At 63.9% G+C, this 16,316-nt stretch carries 15 protein-coding genes; 6 read left to right on the plus strand and 9 right to left on the minus strand.

Annotated features, from left to right (window positions below):
* Nucleotides 1-7: 7 nt before the first annotated feature.
* From NLM32_RS37165 to NLM32_RS37185, 5 genes are all read right to left on the minus strand, one after another.
* Nucleotides 8-1,057: an L-idonate 5-dehydrogenase gene (locus tag NLM32_RS37165; protein WP_254133650.1), complete on the minus strand. Its 1,050-nt coding sequence runs from the start codon at nucleotides 1,055-1,057 to the stop codon at nucleotides 8-10.
* Nucleotides 1,054-2,460, minus strand: a complete 1,407-nt coding sequence (locus tag NLM32_RS37170; protein ID WP_254133651.1) for a TRAP transporter large permease — start codon at nucleotides 2,458-2,460, stop codon at nucleotides 1,054-1,056. Before NLM32_RS37170 ends, NLM32_RS37165 begins: the two co-directional genes overlap by 4 nt.
* A gap of 4 nt (nucleotides 2,461-2,464) precedes the next feature.
* Nucleotides 2,465-3,043, minus strand: coding sequence for a TRAP transporter small permease (locus tag NLM32_RS37175; protein ID WP_254133652.1), 579 nt, complete (start codon nucleotides 3,041-3,043; stop codon nucleotides 2,465-2,467).
* Between the two features lie 211 nt (nucleotides 3,044-3,254).
* Entirely contained in the window at nucleotides 3,255-4,214 is a 960-nt protein-coding gene (locus tag NLM32_RS37180) for a sialic acid TRAP transporter substrate-binding protein SiaP (protein WP_254135512.1), read from the minus strand.
* An 88-nt stretch (nucleotides 4,215-4,302) separates the two neighbouring features.
* A complete protein-coding gene (locus tag NLM32_RS37185) occupies nucleotides 4,303-5,115 on the minus strand; it encodes a FadR/GntR family transcriptional regulator (RefSeq protein WP_254133653.1) in 813 nt (270 codons plus the stop codon).
* Between the two features lie 138 nt (nucleotides 5,116-5,253).
* Here NLM32_RS37185 and NLM32_RS37190 point away from each other — a divergent pair, with 138 nt between their 5' ends.
* Both NLM32_RS37190 and NLM32_RS37195 read left to right on the plus strand, forming a co-directional pair.
* On the plus strand, nucleotides 5,254-6,723 hold the full coding sequence (locus NLM32_RS37190; protein ID WP_254133654.1) for a mannitol dehydrogenase family protein: 1,470 nt from the start codon (nucleotides 5,254-5,256) through the stop codon (nucleotides 6,721-6,723).
* Nucleotides 6,724-6,812: 89 nt separating this feature from the next.
* The gene (locus tag NLM32_RS37195; protein WP_148772927.1) at nucleotides 6,813-7,220 is read left to right on the plus strand and encodes a nuclear transport factor 2 family protein; all 408 of its coding nucleotides are present in this window, start codon (nucleotides 6,813-6,815) and stop codon (nucleotides 7,218-7,220) included.
* Nucleotides 7,221-7,233: 13 nt separating this feature from the next.
* On the opposite strand, the gene NLM32_RS37200 is transcribed toward NLM32_RS37195, so the two are convergent.
* Complete coding sequence (locus tag NLM32_RS37200) at nucleotides 7,234-7,986, minus strand: HAD family hydrolase (protein ID WP_254133655.1); 753 nt, start codon at nucleotides 7,984-7,986, stop codon at nucleotides 7,234-7,236.
* Nucleotides 7,987-8,122: 136 nt separating this feature from the next.
* Here NLM32_RS37200 and NLM32_RS37205 point away from each other — a divergent pair, with 136 nt between their 5' ends.
* Nucleotides 8,123-8,971 (plus strand): SDR family oxidoreductase, encoded by an 849-nt coding sequence (locus NLM32_RS37205; RefSeq protein ID WP_254133656.1) that lies wholly within the window; start codon nucleotides 8,123-8,125, stop codon nucleotides 8,969-8,971.
* Between the two features lie 114 nt (nucleotides 8,972-9,085).
* On the plus strand, nucleotides 9,086-10,351 hold the full coding sequence (locus NLM32_RS37210; protein ID WP_254133657.1) for a serine hydrolase: 1,266 nt from the start codon (nucleotides 9,086-9,088) through the stop codon (nucleotides 10,349-10,351).
* A 61-nt stretch (nucleotides 10,352-10,412) separates the two neighbouring features.
* On the opposite strand, the gene NLM32_RS37215 is transcribed toward NLM32_RS37210, so the two are convergent.
* Together NLM32_RS37215 and NLM32_RS37220 are read right to left on the minus strand one after the other, a co-directional pair.
* On the minus strand, nucleotides 10,413-11,300 hold the full coding sequence (locus tag NLM32_RS37215; protein ID WP_254133658.1) for a dienelactone hydrolase family protein: 888 nt from the start codon (nucleotides 11,298-11,300) through the stop codon (nucleotides 10,413-10,415).
* Nucleotides 11,301-11,400: 100 nt separating this feature from the next.
* The gene (locus NLM32_RS37220) at nucleotides 11,401-12,627 is read right to left on the minus strand and encodes an MFS transporter (RefSeq protein ID WP_254135513.1); all 1,227 of its coding nucleotides are present in this window, start codon (nucleotides 12,625-12,627) and stop codon (nucleotides 11,401-11,403) included.
* A gap of 530 nt (nucleotides 12,628-13,157) precedes the next feature.
* On the opposite strand from NLM32_RS37220, the gene NLM32_RS37225 reads away from it, so the two are divergent.
* Entirely contained in the window at nucleotides 13,158-13,736 is a 579-nt protein-coding gene (locus NLM32_RS37225) for a MarR family winged helix-turn-helix transcriptional regulator (protein WP_254133659.1), read from the plus strand.
* Nucleotides 13,737-13,749: 13 nt separating this feature from the next.
* Here the strand turns inward: NLM32_RS37225 and NLM32_RS37230 are convergent, their stop codons facing one another.
* The gene (locus NLM32_RS37230; RefSeq protein WP_254133660.1) at nucleotides 13,750-14,682 is read right to left on the minus strand and encodes a hypothetical protein; all 933 of its coding nucleotides are present in this window, start codon (nucleotides 14,680-14,682) and stop codon (nucleotides 13,750-13,752) included.
* An 814-nt stretch (nucleotides 14,683-15,496) separates the two neighbouring features.
* Between NLM32_RS37230 and NLM32_RS37235 the strand changes: the two genes are divergently transcribed.
* Nucleotides 15,497-16,267: a response regulator transcription factor gene (locus tag NLM32_RS37235; RefSeq protein WP_187434668.1), complete on the plus strand. Its 771-nt coding sequence runs from the start codon at nucleotides 15,497-15,499 to the stop codon at nucleotides 16,265-16,267.
* The last annotated feature ends 49 nt before the right edge of the window (nucleotides 16,268-16,316 follow it).

Below are 16,316 nucleotides of genomic sequence, written 5' to 3' on the forward strand. Positions count from 1 at the left end.
TCTCCAATCAATTGGCAGTCAGCACGACCTTGACGCTCTGCGAGCGATCGAGCGCCAGCCGCAGCGCGTCAGGCGCGGTCGACAACGGCCGCTCGGCGGTGACGAGTGACAGCACGTCGACGCTGCCGGCTCCAATCAATTCCACCGCCGTCATGAATTCAAGCCCGAAGCGGAACGAGCCGCGCAGGTCGATCTCCTTTGCCATCACCGCATTCGACGGCGTCGGAATTTGCCCGCCCGGCAGATTGCCGATCTGCACCACCACGCCGCCGCGCCTGATAATGCCGATGGCGCTGGCAAGACCAGCGGCCGTGCCCGAGACCTCGAACGCGACGTCGTAGGGACGCGACGCCGCTTGCGCCTTCAGGCCCTCTTCTCCGCCCGAGACGTTCTCGACATGCGATGCGCCGAGCCGGGTCGCGAAAGCCAGCGGCGCCGGTGCGATGTCGGCCACCGTGACATCAGCCATGCCGGCGCGGTGCGCGGCAAGCATGGTCAAGAGCCCGATCGGGCCGGCACCGAAGATGATGCCGCGCTTGCCTTCGATCTTGCCGGCACGCGCAACGGCATGCAGGCAGACCGCGAGCGGCTCGGCGAGCGCCGCGGCCTGATAGGACACGTGGTCCGGGATCTTCACGCACTGCGCCGGGATCGCGTCGAAATAGTTGGCGAAACCGCCCTGCATGTGCGGCGTCTTCGACGCCGAGCCCATGAAGTAGATATTCTCGCAGAGGTTCTGCCGGCCCTCGCGGCAGGCGCCGCAATGGCCGCACCAGCGCGACGGGTTGACGGCGACGCGGTCACCGACCTTCAGATTGGCCGCGGAACCCGCGATCTCCACGACCTGGCCCGAGATCTCGTGACCGAGCACGAGCGGCGACTTCACCACGAAATCGCCGGTCCGGGCGTGGCGGAAGTAATGCATGTCCGAGCCGCAGATGCCGCCGGCACCGAAGCGGATGCGCACCATGCCGTCTGCGAGCTTGTCGAGCGGATGCTCGATCATGCGCAGGTCTTCGGGGCCGAACAGGGTTGCGGCGAGAGAGGTCGAGGTCATTTGGAGAGTCCCATATATTTCGGCAGCCAGAGGGTGAGTTCGGGAATGTAGGTGATCGCGATCAGCGCGATCAGCAGCGGCACCAGCCAGGGCAGGATCGCGACCGTCGTGCGCTCGACTGAGAGCTTTGCCACGCGGGCGAGCACGAACAGCACCATGCCGAGCGGCGGATGCAACAGGCCGATCATCAGGTTCAGCGTCATGATCAGACCGAAATGAATCGGATCGATGCCGAGCTTGAGCACGATCGGCAGCAGGATCGGCACCAGAATGGTGATCGCCGCCGTGGTGTCGATGAAGCAGCCGACGAACAGGATCAGCACGTTGGCGAGCGCCAGGAACACCCATTTGTTGTGGGTGATGCTGAGCATCCAGTCCGACAGCAATTGGGCCGCCTGCGACACCGTCAGCAGCCAGGCGAAGATCGAGGCTGCGGTGACGATGAACAGCACCGAAGCCGTGGTCTCGATGGTGTCGAAGGTCGCCTTCGCCACGGTCTTCAAGGTCATGGTGCGGTAGCGCACGAGGCCGAGGAACAACGACCAGATCACCGCCGCCACGGCCGCTTCGGTCGGCGTGAACCAGCCGAGCGTCATGCCACCGATCAGGATGACAGGCGCCATCAGCGCCATCACCGCGGAGAAATCGAAGTACCAGTCGATCGCCAGCAGCGCGCCGAGGCCGATGACGACGGCCATGTTGGTCGACATGCCGGCCATCACCATCAGCCATATCGCCAGCGGGAACGCGAGCACGATGGCGATCTCGAGGCCGGCCGAGCCGAGCTGCGGCCAGGAGAACGGCGTGTCGCTGCCCCATTTGTTCTTGTGCGCAAAGTAGGTGACGGTCGCCATCATCAGCAGCGTCATGACGATGCCGGGAATCACGCCGCCCAGGAACAGCGCGCCGATCGAGACGTTCGCCATCATGCCGTAGATCACGAAGGGCAGCGACGGCGGGATGATCGGGCCGAGCGTGGCCGAGGCCGCGGTGACGCCGACCGAGAACTCGGTGGTGTAGCCGTGGTCCTTCATCGCCTTGATCTCGATGGTGCCGAGACCGGCGGCATCCGCGATCGCGGTGCCGGACATGCCGGAGAAGATCACCGAACCGATGATGTTGACGTGACCGAGGCCGCCGCGCATCCAGCCGACCAGCGCGACGGCGAACTTGTAGATGCGGCCGGTGACGCCGGCGATGTTCATGAGATTGCCGGCCAGGATGAAGAAGGGCACGGCGAGCAGCGGAAAGCTCTCGACGCCCGCGATCATGCGTTGCGCCAGCGTGACATCAGGCGTCACGCCGCTGACCAGGATGTAGAGCAGCGACGACGCGGCCATGGCAATCGCCACGGGAACGCCGAGCAGCATCAGGACGAGAAAACCGCCAAGCAACAGCAGCATGAGATTATCCTTCAAAACCGTCGTAGGCGCCGGGACGTTCGAGGATCGAATAGCCCTGTCGCAGATGTTGCAGCGCGACCTGCACCGAGCGCACGAACATCAGCACGAAGCCGAGGAGGACGGCGTAATAGACGTAGTCCTTGGGCAGATTGATCGTGGTCATGGATTCGTCGCCGATGATCTGGATGTAGACCCAGACCAGCTTGATGGCGTAACCGAAGAAGGCGATCCGGATCAGGTCGATCGCCGTCGACAGCGCGCGCGCGACGACATGCGGCAGATAGCGGTAGATCAGGTCGACCTGGATGTGCCGCGACAGCCGCACGCACATCGAGGCGCCGATGAAGACGACACCGATCAGGCAATAGGTCGCGATCTCTTCGGTCCAGGCATAGCTGTCGTTGAGGACATAGCGGGTGAAGAACTGCAGGAAGACGGCGAGCGCCATCACCCAGAAGATCACCAGTGCCACCCAATCCTCGAAAGCGTAGACGCCGAGATCGACCTTCGGCGTCGCCTCCTCCTCGAAGGTATGGGCGATCTCGTCCCCGGTGATCTGCCGGTGCACTTCGGCGGTGGACATGTGGTTACTCCTTCAAACGACTTAGCTCTTCTGCGTCAAACTCGCTCCGCTCCTCATCCTGAGGAGCTTGCGGAGCAAGCGTCTCGAAGGATGGCCTCGGGCGACGCTGAGCGAAACCGGGGCCTTCATGGTTCGCTCGGCGATGCGAAGCATCGTCCGTAGACGCGTTCCGCGCTCCTCACCATGAAGATCTAGAGCGCAGCGAACGTCGTCACTTGACCGCCTGGATCCGTTCCCAATCGGCCTTGCGATAACCGAAGGTCTCGAACGGAACGTTCTTCAGCACGATGTCGCGGAACTCGTTCTTGTCGACTTCGGTCACGGTCAGGCCCTTTTCCTTGAAGAAGGCGACGAGCTTGGCCTCGTTCTGCTTGATCTCCTCGGTCGCTTTCGCGGCCGCTTCCTGCGCCACGTCGGTGAAGATCTTCTTGTCCTCGTCCGAGAGCTTCTTCCAGAGCGCGCCCGCCACGACCGTGTTGAGGTGGTCGACGATGTGGCCGGTGAGCACGATGTGCTTCTGCACCTCGTAGAACTTCTTGGCTTCGATCGTGGTCAGCGGGTTTTCCTGCGCCTCGACGGTGCCGTTCTGGAGCGCGAGATAGACCTCGGCGAAAGCGATCGGCGCGGTGTTGGCGCCGCAGGCGCGCGGCATAGCGAGATAGGCCGGCACGTCGGGCACGCGCATCTTCAGGCCCTTGAGGTCCGCGCAGGTCTTGATCGGCTTGTTCGACGAAGTCTGGCGCACGCCGTAATAGGTCACCGCGATGATGTGGTGACCGCTCTTGTCCTCGTAACCCTTGGCGAGCTCCTTGAAGATGTCGCTCTTGGTATAGGCGAGCAGATGATCGGCATCGCGGAAGGTGTAGGGATAATAGGTCACGCCGATCGGCGGGAAGCTCTTGGCCGCGAAGCTCGAGCCGGAGATGATGATATCGACCGAGCCGAGCGAGAGGCCCTGGTTGATGTCGGCTTCCTTGCCGAGCTGGGACGCCGGATAGACGTCGATCTGGTAGCGCCCGTTGGTGCGCTTGCCGATCTCCTGCGCGGCCCAGACGGACGCGGTGTGGAACGGCTCCGAGGTCTCGTAGACATGGGCCCATTTCAGCTTGGTCTGCGCCAGGCTGGCCTCGGTCGTCGCAAACATTGCCGCGGCCGAGACCGCCAGCACCATCGTGATTTTCTTCAACACTGATTTTCCTCCGCTCACTCAAGTCTGTTTCTTCTTCACTCGCCTCGAAACCGATGCGAGCCGCCCAATCTCATCGCCGCCGCGCGCTGCCGCTTTTGACCTGCTTCTTCGACGGTCGTGTTGGCTTCGCCGGCTGAGCCTCGGATCGCGCGGTCCGCTTCCGCGTCGTCGGCGCTGCCGCGGCGGTTTCGGCACCAAAATTCTGCGCAAAGCGCTCCTGCGAATGCACGAGGTGATCGCGCATGGCGTCGCGGGCCGCCTTTGGCTGGCGCGCCGCAATGGCATCGCGCACGGCCCGGTGCTCGCTAAGCGCCGTGCGCCAGGTGCCGGGGTTCTCGAAATAATGCGCAAGCTGCGCGAAATAGGGGTTGAGGCGCTGGTCGAACAGCTCGCCGACCACGCGCACCAGAACGGCATTGCCGAGGCATCCGGCGATCGCGATATGGAAGGCGCGGTCATGGACCATCGAGGCTTCGCCGGGATGCGCGACGTTCTCCATCGCCACCAGGGCGGCATCGATGCGTGCGAGATCGTCCTTGGTCGCGACGCGCGCGGCCTGCTCGGCGATGGCGCTTTCGAGGAATTCGCGGGCGCGCAACAGCTCGAACGGACCTTCAATGACGGCGGCCGCCAACGCGGGCGCAGCGTCCGCGGGCTCGCTCACATAAATGCCTGAACCGACACGGATGCGGACGCGGCCCTCGACTTCGAGCGCGATCAGGGCTTCGCGCACCGTCGGGCGCGAGATCCTGAGCTGCTCCGCGAGCTCACGCTCGGTCGGCAAGCGGCTGCCGACCGCGTACTCGCCGCTGTCGATCAGGCTTCGCAATTGATCGGCGACCTGGCGGTAAAGCCGTCTCGCCTCCACAGCTTCCAGCGGCACGCTGGCCTCCCCGAAAGGGTCACGCCGGTGGATCCGGCGACCCGCCAATTTTGGAGAATTGGCCTTACCAATTGACCGGAGCATTGACCCAGGACGGCCGCCATGTCAAGCAGCGGCCAAATACAGGGAGAGACGACCATGCGGCTTGGCAGCTCCAATCTCGATCGGCTGGCACCTCGCATCCGCCGCCCGGCCTATGATCGCGCGCGTGTTACGCCCGGTATCGTGCATCTTGGTTTGGGCGCGTTTCATCGCGCCCATCAGGCCGTCGTCATCGACGATTGCCTTGCTACCGGCGCCACCTTGTGGGGCATTGTCGGCGCGAGCCTGCGCAGCCCTGACACGCGCGACGCCCTCGCCCCGCAGGATCATCTCTACACGGTTGCCGTGCGCGCCGCCGAAGGCACCGAGCATCGCGTCATCGGCGCGCTGCTGGACAGCGTCGTCGCGCGCGAGAAACCGGCTGCGCTGGTCGCACGAATGGCCGATCCCGCCATCCGCATCGTCTCGCTCACGGTCACCGAGAAGGGCTATTGCCACACGCCGCAGACCGGCGATCTCGATGAGCGGCATCCCGACGTCGTGCACGATCTCAACAATTTCGACGCGCCGCGCTCGGCGCCCGGCTTCATCGTGGCGGCACTGGCGCGCCGGCGGGCGCAGGGACTTTCGCCCTTCACGGTGCTGTGCTGCGACAACCTCGCCGCCAACGGCCACACCGTGCAGCGGATCGTGACGCAATTCGCCGCGCTCCGCTCAAAGGATCTCGGTAAATGGATCGCGGATAACGCCACCTTCCCCTGCACCATGGTCGATCGGATCGTGCCGGAAACGACGGATGCCGACCGAGATGCCGTCGCAGCCGCACTCGGGATGCGTGACGCCTGGCCTGTGATGACCGAGCCGTTCACGCAATGGGTGGTCGAGGATCGCTTTTCCGCCGGCAGGCCCGATCTGGCTGCCGCCGGCGTCGAGCTCGTCACCGACGTCAAGCCGTTCGAGCTGATGAAGCTGCGGCTGCTCAACGCCAGCCATTCGGCGCTCGCCTATCTCGGCTATCTCGCCGGTTACGAGACCATCGCGGATACCATGCAGGATCCGCATTTCGCGCGCCTCGCCGCGCAGGTGATGGAAGAGGCGGCGGTGACGCTGACGATGCCTGCGGGCACCGATCTCGCCGCCTATCGCGCGTCCCTGCTCAAGCGCTTCGCCAATCCGGCGCTGCATCACCGCACCTGGCAGATCGCAATGGACGGCTCGCAGAAGCTGCCGCAGCGCCTGCTCGGCGCGATGCAGGATCGCCTGGCCAAAAACCTGCCGATCGCGACGCACGCGCTCGCGGTCGCCGGCTGGATGCGCTACGTCACCGCACGCGACGAGCAGGGCCGCGCCATCGACGTGCGCGATCCCTTCGCCACCGAGCTCGCGGGCCTGGCGCGCGAGGCCGGTCCCGTCGCGGAACGGCTGGCGCCCGCATTGCTCGGCCTCACAAAAGTGTTCGGGCCGCTCGGCGCCGAGCCGCGCCTGCGCGAGGCCGTGACCGCGGCACTCGGCCGCCTCTACAAGGACGGTGCGCGACGCACGGTGGAGACGCTCATTTCGGCGTGACCATAAAGTGGGCAATCATGCTGCACTGCGTTCAAAGTCGGACTCAAGTCGCGCTTGATTTTTGCCTGCCATTGGCTCACCCGAGAGGCATGGCAAAGGACAGCAAGGTCATCGCCGCGAACGCGGCTTTCTACGCCGCCTTTTCGACGGGCGATTTTGACGAAATGAAGCGGATGTGGGCGGATGACGACGCCATTTCCTGCATTCATCCCGGCTGGCCCGCAATCGTCGGCCACGCCACCGTGATCGGAAGCTGGCGCGACATCCTGCAAAATCCGGAACGGCCGCAGATCGTCTGCGCCGAGCCGCAGGCGATCGTCGACGGCGACAGTGCGCGCGTGCTCTGCATCGAGATCGTCGACGGCACCGCGCTCGCTGCCGCCAACCATTTTCGGCGCGTCGGCGACGGCTGGCGCCTGGTGCATCACCAGTCGAGCCCGATCGCGCAGATTGTCGAGCAGGCTGAAGACGATAGAGCAAGTCACCGGGTGCACTGACCGCGACAGCGTCCTACTGTGCATGGGGTTGTTTTGCGGTTTTTTGTTCGGCGCCGAGTTCCGACAGATCGTTCAGCACCACCCGCGCCGCGCTGAAATCATCATCCCGGAAAAACAGGCTGCGGGTGATGAGCACGGGAATGTCGGCCCGCGAGGCCGCGATCAGGCCGTTGCTGGAATCCTCGATCGCGACGCAGTCGGATGGCGCCAGCTTCAATCGCGCCAGCACGTCGAGATAGACGTCCGGCGCAGGCTTCTTGTGCCTGACATCGTCACCGGCAACGATCGCATCGAAATCCGCGGCCCAGCGCGGCCCCAGCGCCTGCGACAGCAGCGCATCAATATTGCCGTGCGAGGTCGTGGTCGCGATCGCGAGCCGCTGGCCACGCGCCTTGGCCGCAGTGAGCAGCTCCGTCACACCGGGCCGCAGGGGACAACAGCCGGTCTCGACCAGCTCGGCATAATGAGCGGTCTTGATACGGTGAAGTTCGGCGATATCCGCATCCGACAAGGGCGGCGCGATCCACTGCCGGGCATGGAAGGCGCGGATGCGCTCCTTGCCGCCGGTCACCCGCAACAGGTCCTTGTAGGCGGCCCGGTCCCAATGCCAGTCGAGCCCGTGACGGGCGAAGGCGTGGTTGAAGGCCCGCCGGTGCAGCTCCTCCGTCTCGGCCAGGGTCCCGTCGACGTCGAAGATCAGAGCGGCCGCGTTCCGGATCAGCTCCGCCGCGCCGGATGGCGCTATGGTGGCCGCTTCCGCCTGCATGGTCGACGCCTCCTGTGACGGGCGACCATCGCCCGAGGCGGCGGGCGAGTAAAATCGCAATATCTTTTGCCGGACCCAAAAATCTCTTATGAGCGGAGCTGCGCGCCTCGCGCAAACGGGAACTCACGGGAGACGCATGCGGCTCTTCATCCTCGGCCTCGGCTACAGCGCCCGGCATTTCGTCCGCACATTCGGCGGCAGCTTCTCGCATGTCGCCGGCACGGTCCGCGACCCCGCCGCGCGGGTCGACCTTGCGGGGATCGAGGTGCATGGCTTTTCCGGCAGCCGCCCGGCCGACGCGACGGTCGACCGTATCAGCGATGCCGATGTCCTCCTCATATCGATCCCGCCGGGCAGCACCGGCGATCCCGCGCTGGCCGCGCTCGGTGACGTGCTCGCAGCGCGCCGCCGCAAGGTGGTCTATCTCTCCACCGTCGGCGTCTATGGCGATCACGCCGGCGGATGGGTGGACGAGAGCACACCGCCTCAGTCGAGCCTCGACCGCGCGCGGATGCGGGTCGCGGCGGAGCAGGCCTGGACCGACACGGCACACGGCGACGTCGCGATCCTGCGGCTCGCCGGCATCTACGGTCCCGGCCGCAACGCGCTGGTGACGCTGCGCAACGGCACGGCGCGCCGTATCATCAAGCCCGGCCAGGTCTTCAACCGCATTCATGTCGACGATATCGCCAGCGCCATCATGGCTGCGATCGACCACAACGGCAGCGGCACCTGGAACGTCTGCGACGACGAGCCCGCACCGCCCCAGGACGTGATCGCCTACGCCGCGCAACTGATGGGCGTTGCGCCGCCCGCGGAAGAGGCGTTCGCGACCGCCGAGATGTCGGCAATGGCGCGCAGCTTCTATGCCAGCAGCGCCCGCGTCTCCAACACGCGGCTGAAGCACGAGCTCGGCGTCCGGCTTGCCTATCCGACCTATCGGCACGGCCTCGATGCGCTGTGGCGAACGGGCGACGGACGATAAGGTTTTGGCGCGTCCCAGACATGCCCTACCCGCGCTTGACTTCGCGTCTGCGCGGTCATGATCTAGGCGTGGAGCGAGCCACCGCATAACGAGCTCGCCGCCTGGGAGGATTTCATGAACAAGACGATCGCCATGATCGCGGCGGCTGCCGTCATCACGTTCGGAGCAGCGCGCGCCGCGCCGCTGCCCGAGGCCAATCCCGACGATGTCGGCTTCTCGAAGCAGGGCCTCGCACGGCTCGACGATTTCTTCGCCCGCGAGATCGCCGCCAAGCGTGTGCCCGGCGCCGTCGTCGCCATCGCGCGGGACGGCAAGCTCGTGCACTACAAGGCCTATGGCATGCTCGATCCGGACAAGGGCACGCCGATGCCGATCGATGCGATGTTCGCGCTGGCCTCGATGACCAAGCCGATGGCCGCGGTCGCCGGCCTGACGCTGCTGGAGCAAGGCAAGCTGCCGCTCCAGGCAAAACTGTCCGATTACTATCCCGCCTTTGCCGACATGAAGGTCGGCATTCAGCAAGCCGACGGCTCGGTGAAGCTCGAACCGCAGGCATCGCCGATCTACATTCACGACCTGTACCGCCACACGTCCGGCCTGATGTATGGCGGCCGTCCGGACTCCTCCAGCGCGCTCGCGCGGCAATACCCTGAAGGCACTGCACCGGCGATCGAAGGCGACACGCAGGCCTTCATCGATCGCATCACGAAACTGCCGCTGGTGCATCAGCCCTCGACCGAGTTCGAATACGGCTTCTCGATCGACGTGCTTGGCGCCGTTGTCGAGAAGGTGAGCGAGCAGCACCTTGGTGATTATCTCGCCGCCAATGTCTGGCAGCCGCTCGGCATGAAGGACGCGACCTTCCATCCGACCGACGCACAGCGCCCCCGTCTCGCGCGCCCCTTTGCCAACGATCCGATCACGGGGAAGCCGCAGGCCATCAAGCTTCTGGATACCCCGACCAAATTCGATTGCGGCGGCGCCTGCTCGTTCGCGACGGTCGGCGACTACATCCGCTTCGGTCAGATGCTTCTCAATGGCGGCGAGCTCGACGGACAGCGCATCCTCTCGCCCAAGACCGTACATCACATGACGAGCAACCATCTCGGCCCCGAGATCAAGAACAACGTGGCTAATGTCGAGCCGCATCGTGCCGGTTTCGGCTTTGGCCTCGCGGTCGCGGTTCGGACCAGCGAAGGACTGTCTTCAGTCCCCGGCAATCCCGGCGAGTTCACCTGGAACGGCGCCTACGGAACGCAGTTCTTCTGCGATCCCAAGGAACGGCTTGTCGTGGTGGTGGGGACGGCGGCACCCGGTGAGCTGCGCAAGTATTATCGGGAGCAGGTGCAGGACATCGTCTATGGCGCGATGACGAAGTGAGGCCGGTCCGCGCGCAAGTAAAAAAGGGCGGTCGCTCGGACCGCCCTTTTGGATTCTGGCGTCAGCTCAGGACGCCATACTTCTTGAACCAGGCCTGCGCCTGCTTCCAGGCATCCTCCGCCGCGTCCTTGCGGTAGCTGCCGCGATAGTCGGCATGGAAGCCGTGTGGCGCTTCCGGATAGATCTTGAAGTCGTCCGTCTTCTTGTTCTCCGCGAGCGCCGCCTTGAGCTGCTCGACCTGCGCCACGGGGATGCCGGTGTCGGCGCCGCCATAGAGGCCAAGCACCGGCGCCTTCATCTCGGGCGCGAGCTGCAGCGGGCTCTTCGGCCACAGCGGATTGGGCGCATCGACCGGCGGACCGTAGAAGGCAACGCCGGCCTTGAGCGTGCCGCTATGGGCGGCATATTCCCAGACCGTACGACCACCGCGGCAGAAGCCGATGATGCCGAGCTTCGCGGTGTCGCCGCCCTGCGATCCCGCCCATGCCACCGTCGCGTCGAGATCGGACAGCAGCTCGGCGTCCGGCTTGGCGTTGACGACCGGCAGCAAGTCCTTGATGTCGGTGATCTTGGTGAGATCGGTGCCCTTGCGGAAATAATAGTCGGGCGCGACCGCGAATGCGCCGAGCTTGGCGAGGCGCCGCGTCACGTCCTTGATGTATTCGTGCAGGCCAAAAATCTCCATCGCGACGATGATCACCGGCGCCTTGGTGTTGCCGGCGGGACGGGCGAAGTAAGCAGGCATCTCCTCGGAACCGACCTTGATCTTGGCATCGCCGGCCTGCAGGCCGGTGGTGTCGGTCGTGATCACCTCGGCGCGGACGGGACCGGCCGCAAGCGTGTAGCCGGCAGCAACGGCCGCGGTGGCGCTCATGAAGCCGCGGCGCGACACCGGGGCGACTTTCGTCAGCCCCACGACGTCGGCTGTCATGGTGGTTTCTATGCTCATCGGTCTTTCCTTCCTGATGCCTAGCCCTGATCTTCAGGCGACGCATTCGCCAATAAATGCCTGCGAAACGCAAATCACCAGCCTGCGAGCGCCGGGCCTTTCAGACCCGGCGATCGCGCTGCTTCACCGGTGCGGTCTCCGGCATCAGGCTCATCGCGACAAGTCCGACGATCGCCGCAAGCAGCAGGTACCAGGCCGGCGCCAGCGGATCGCCGGTGACATGGAGCAGCCAGGTCACCACGAGCTGCGCCGTGCCGCCAAAGCTTGCGATCGCGACCGCGTAGACGGTGGCGAACACGCCGCCGCGGATGTTCTGGGGCAGCGCCTCGGTAAAGGTCGCATAGAACGCAGTGAAGGGCAGCGAGCCGATGACGGAGAGCAGACCGAAGCCGACCAGCAGCGACAGCGTGCCGGGCGCATGGACGATCCACAGGAAGACCGGATAGGTCAGCAGCAGCGTTGCGAGCTGCGGCCAGATCATGACGGGCTTGCGGCCGAGGCGGTCGGCGAGCCAGCCGCCGACCAGCGCGCCGGCAAACTGAATGGCGTTACTGACCAGCGACACGCCAAACGCCAAGGTCGACGAAACATGCAGCGTGTTCTGCGCATAGGTCGTCATGTATTGCGTGACATAGGTCGAGATCGTGCCGCTGGCCAGAACCATCAGCGCCAGCGCGATCAGGCTGGTGTGGCGGCGGGCCTGCGAGAAATGGCCCCTGCTCTCCTTCGCGACGGCTCCGGCTTCCGCCTGCGGAATCGTTTCCGGCAAGGTTCGGCGCATCCAGACGCCGAACGGCAGACAGATTGCGCCGATCAGGAACGCGACCCGCCAGCCATACGCGTCCAGCATCTCCGGCGCCATCGTCTTGCTGAGAATGACGCCGACAAGCGCGCCGGCCGTCGCGGCGATCTCCTGGCTCGCCGGCTGCCACGCCACCACCAGCGCCCGATGCTCGGGCGGCGCGATCTCGATGAGATAAGCGGTGGTGGGCCCGACCTCGCCGCCGAGCGCAAAGCCCTGCGCCATACGGGCCGCGATCACGATGATCGGCGCTGCAATGCCGATCGTATTGTAGGACGGCGTGAACGTGATGGTGACGATTGCCGCCCCCATCAGTGCGAAACTCAGCAGCATGGCCGGCCGCCGGCCGATCCGGTCGGAATAAGTACCGAGCACGATGCCGCCGATCGGCCGCGTCACGAAGCCGGCGCCGAAGGTCGCAAGCGACAACATCAGACTGCCGTATTCGCTTCCGGTCGGGAAGAAGGTGTGGCCGATCTGGATCGCGAAGAAGCTGTAGGTGATGAAGTCGTAGAACTCGAGCATGTTGCCGACGGTGGCGGCGAGTGCTGCGCGTTTGACGTTGAACGGCTTGTTTCCTGACGGCACTCTCGAATTCCCGGTGATTGTGTGCCCGATTTAACCGCGTGACCGCATTGCGTCGCAACATCCATTAACCGAAAAAGGGGGTTCTCCCCCGGGCCGCGGCGCCATCACGCGTTGCAGGCTGTGTGCGGCTTCGCGCAATTCGAAACGTTTCGCCGCAACATTCGGCTCGATCGTGGCCGCAACGACACATCATGTTGCCCGGGCACAGCACACAGTCCGATATTTGAACGCAAGCACGCGTCATTTGACTGAAATTTTCAGATCAGTTGAGCCGTCATATTTACTCGAACTTTCTTCGTGACGCTCTAGTTCCACTCCCGAATGTTCCATCTCCAGAACGGAGAAGCGTCTTCCAAGCGCGGCAATTGTTTCAGCTTCGAGCGACGCTCGACAGCTTCATTCCGATCCGCAGCGATTGCGCACCCAACTGCTCAATTGAATAAAGCTTTATCCGATCTGGCATCGATATGAATTTGGCTCGTGAAGCGATTGAATTACTTGGACAGGTCGCGCGAATCCTGTGGTTCGAAGGCACCAAGCACGGCATGCGCGATCGCGAGTGGATGGCGCTGCGCTTTCTCTCACGTGCCAACCGGTTCTCCAGGACGCCTTCGGCACTGGCAAGCTATGTCGGCACTACGCGCGGCACCGCCTCCTTCATCATCGGCGAGCTTGAACGGCTCGGCTATGTGGAGCGGAAGCGCTCCACCAAGGACAAGCGCTCGGTGACCCTGAGCGTGACGCAGCAGGGCAAGAAGTTTCTGGCGCGCGATCCCGTCAATGGCCTCGTCGAGGCGATCGCGGTGCTCGATGACGACAGCAAGCTCCGCTTTCGCGACACCTTGCGACACGTACTCGATCAGGCGGATGCCGCCGAACAGCGGCACCACACCGACGTCTGCAAGCGATGCATCTTCCTCCGGGAGGATCGCACAGCTTCCGAGAACAAGACGACGGTTGAATTCACCTGCCGCCTGTTTCGCGCGCCGATCGCCGAGGCCGAGATCGACCTGCTATGCACCAGCTTCGAGCATCATCGCCAATAGAACTGTCCGCAGCTCATTTGCGCGCCGAATAGACGACGCCGCCGCTGGTTTCCACCACCAGACGGCCGCTCTCGTTCCTGATCTCCTCTATGCGACCGAGATTCGGGACCTGCTGGCCGAGCACGGCCTCGATGACACCGCTCGGCCCCTGCAGGATCGCAATGCCTTCATAAGCCTGGCGAACCGACCAGCCCTTGACCACCTTTCGCGGTGCCGAGCTGCGTTCGGCCGGAGACACCGAGCCCGTGGTCTCGGGTGCTGCAAGCGAGGCCATCATCGGCGCCGCCGGCGACGCCTGCGCAGCAACGGGAGTCGGCGGTTGGACCTGGGCCTGCGCAAGCCTGTCGAGCTTGGCGGTCGAGGACGAGCTCACGCGCTCGATGCGATCCAGATTCTCGGCGAACCGGCCGAAACGATCGCTGGTCGACTTGCTTGACTGATCGACCGCAGTCCGCAGGCCGTCCAGATTTTCGGACACGCCGGCCAATTGCTTGCGCAGCTGCGTGACCGTATCGCGCAGATTCCTGATCTCCGCACTGGCCGCGGCACTGGTCTGGCTCGGCTGCGTGGTGAGATAGGCAATGACGCCGGTGCAGGCGCAGACCACCAGGATCGCGGCAACCGCCAATGTCGCAAGCGGCGCGACCCATGTCGGACGCGGCGGCGGCGGTTTGGCCACGATTACCGCTGGCTTGATCGCCACAGGCGCAGGCTTTGGTATCGCCATCTTATCAAGGCGCGCCTTGGCGCGAATGCGCTTCAATCCCTCGAGCGCGGCCTTGGCGGCAACTTCGTCGCTCGCTGCCGATACAGGCTTCACGCTTGGCGCGGGCTTGGCCGCACGCGGCGCATTATTGGTCTTCGTGTCGCGCGCTTCCGGAGCCGGCCTCGCCGCTGCGGTCAAATCCGCAGTTTCGGCGGGACGCGTTTTTCCATCGGACAACATTTGAAAATGCTCCGTTCGTTTTCGATCTGTTGAACGAAGCTAGTTGGCGAAGCTTGCCTGAAACGTGCGCGTCAAAAAATCTATTCGTCACAAACAATGCGACATCGAATGAGTCCAACGCGTCATGCACGAGGCGAAAGTGCGACTCGAAAGACACACACTCGCCAAGATTTCGCCAAGCTGGAGTCTCGTCGCCATACATGAGTCGAATTGTCGCAGCCGGGTGCGCGGCCAGGAGAGTCAATCCGGGGTTGAAACCCCCTCCCTGCGACAGCCCGACAGCACTACCCAAAATAGCTGTATTTGTACGGGCATATGGAACTTTATAACCGTCACGGTGCAAAAGTAGTTTGGATTTCAAATCAACTGATGATCTTTGACATACAAAGAAACAACCAGAAACAAACCAACAGCATCAAGCACACGTAGCAAACGCTTTGTTCCGCACGCTTGATCGGAAATCGGCAATTGTTACGGTCCTACTCAAGTGATTCTCGCCAGTTGGCGAGGAGATCGACCAAGTTCAGTAGCGTTCGGACGTAATCAGCAACGTAGCGCAACTATTCTAGGTCGCTGTCTCACCGCTCCGCGGGGTGATCCGTAAGACACCCGCCGAGCCTCACGCAGTAAGCGTTCAGTATTGAGTCGAAGTAGCAGGCCTGCTCACGCAGGCACTGAATGCGTAGGGCTGCCCGCGAACATCGAAACATAACAACGGTTCGCGGGAGGGAATATCGTCAAACAGCATGGCGTCGAGCCGGGGCATCACAACAACTCCCGGCCGCTGCAAGTGCGAAACAGGGGCGACTGACTAATGTATATAATCGTTGATGATCGCGAGAGCGTCACGAACAGCTACGTAGGAGGGCTCGTTCGCGAGGGCGTATCGTCGATCGGGTTCTCCTCCGGAGAATTCTGGGACTGGCTGCAATCCGCGAACGAATCGGACCTGGCAGCGGTCGATGCCTTCCTTCTGGGGGACTGCGATGCCCGCGGAAGTCTGCCACGGGCGATGCGCAAGCGGTCCACGGCTCCGATCATCGCCATGAGTGGCCAGAAGATGCTCAAGAACACGCTGGAGCTGTTTGAATCCGGCGTGGACGACGTGGTTCATGTGCCGATTCACCTGCGTGAGATCCTCGCCCGAACGGCCGCGATCGCCCGCCGCCGGGTGGGCGAGCTGCCAAGGCCCTGCGAGACCCGGATCCAGGTCTTCTTCAACGGACGTGACCCCGAAATCGCGGGCCATGCCCTCACACTGCCCCGCCGCGAGCTGCGCATTCTCGAGTATATGGTCAGCAATCACGGCAAGTGGATCACCAAGACGCAGATCTTCAACGCAGTCTACGGGATCTTCGAATCCACGTTCGACGAGAGCGTGATCGAAAGCCACGTCAGCAAGCTGCGCAAGAAGCTGCGTGACCGGCTCGGTTTCGACGCAATCGTGGCACGGCGCTACGTCGGATACCGGCTCAACATCCCCGCCAACGAGGCCATCGACGAGCCGATGCAGGAGCTCGACGAGGTCGGTATCCTCCTGAACCGGGCACATGCCGCCCCGGCGGCGTACCCGGCCGGCAACTGACGCGCCAAAGCGCGATGAGATCGGGTGAGATCCTCATCGCGCTTTGGAT

Source organism: Bradyrhizobium sp. CCGUVB14, assembly GCF_024199935.1.
In the GTDB taxonomy this organism is placed as follows: domain Bacteria; phylum Pseudomonadota; class Alphaproteobacteria; order Rhizobiales; family Xanthobacteraceae; genus Bradyrhizobium.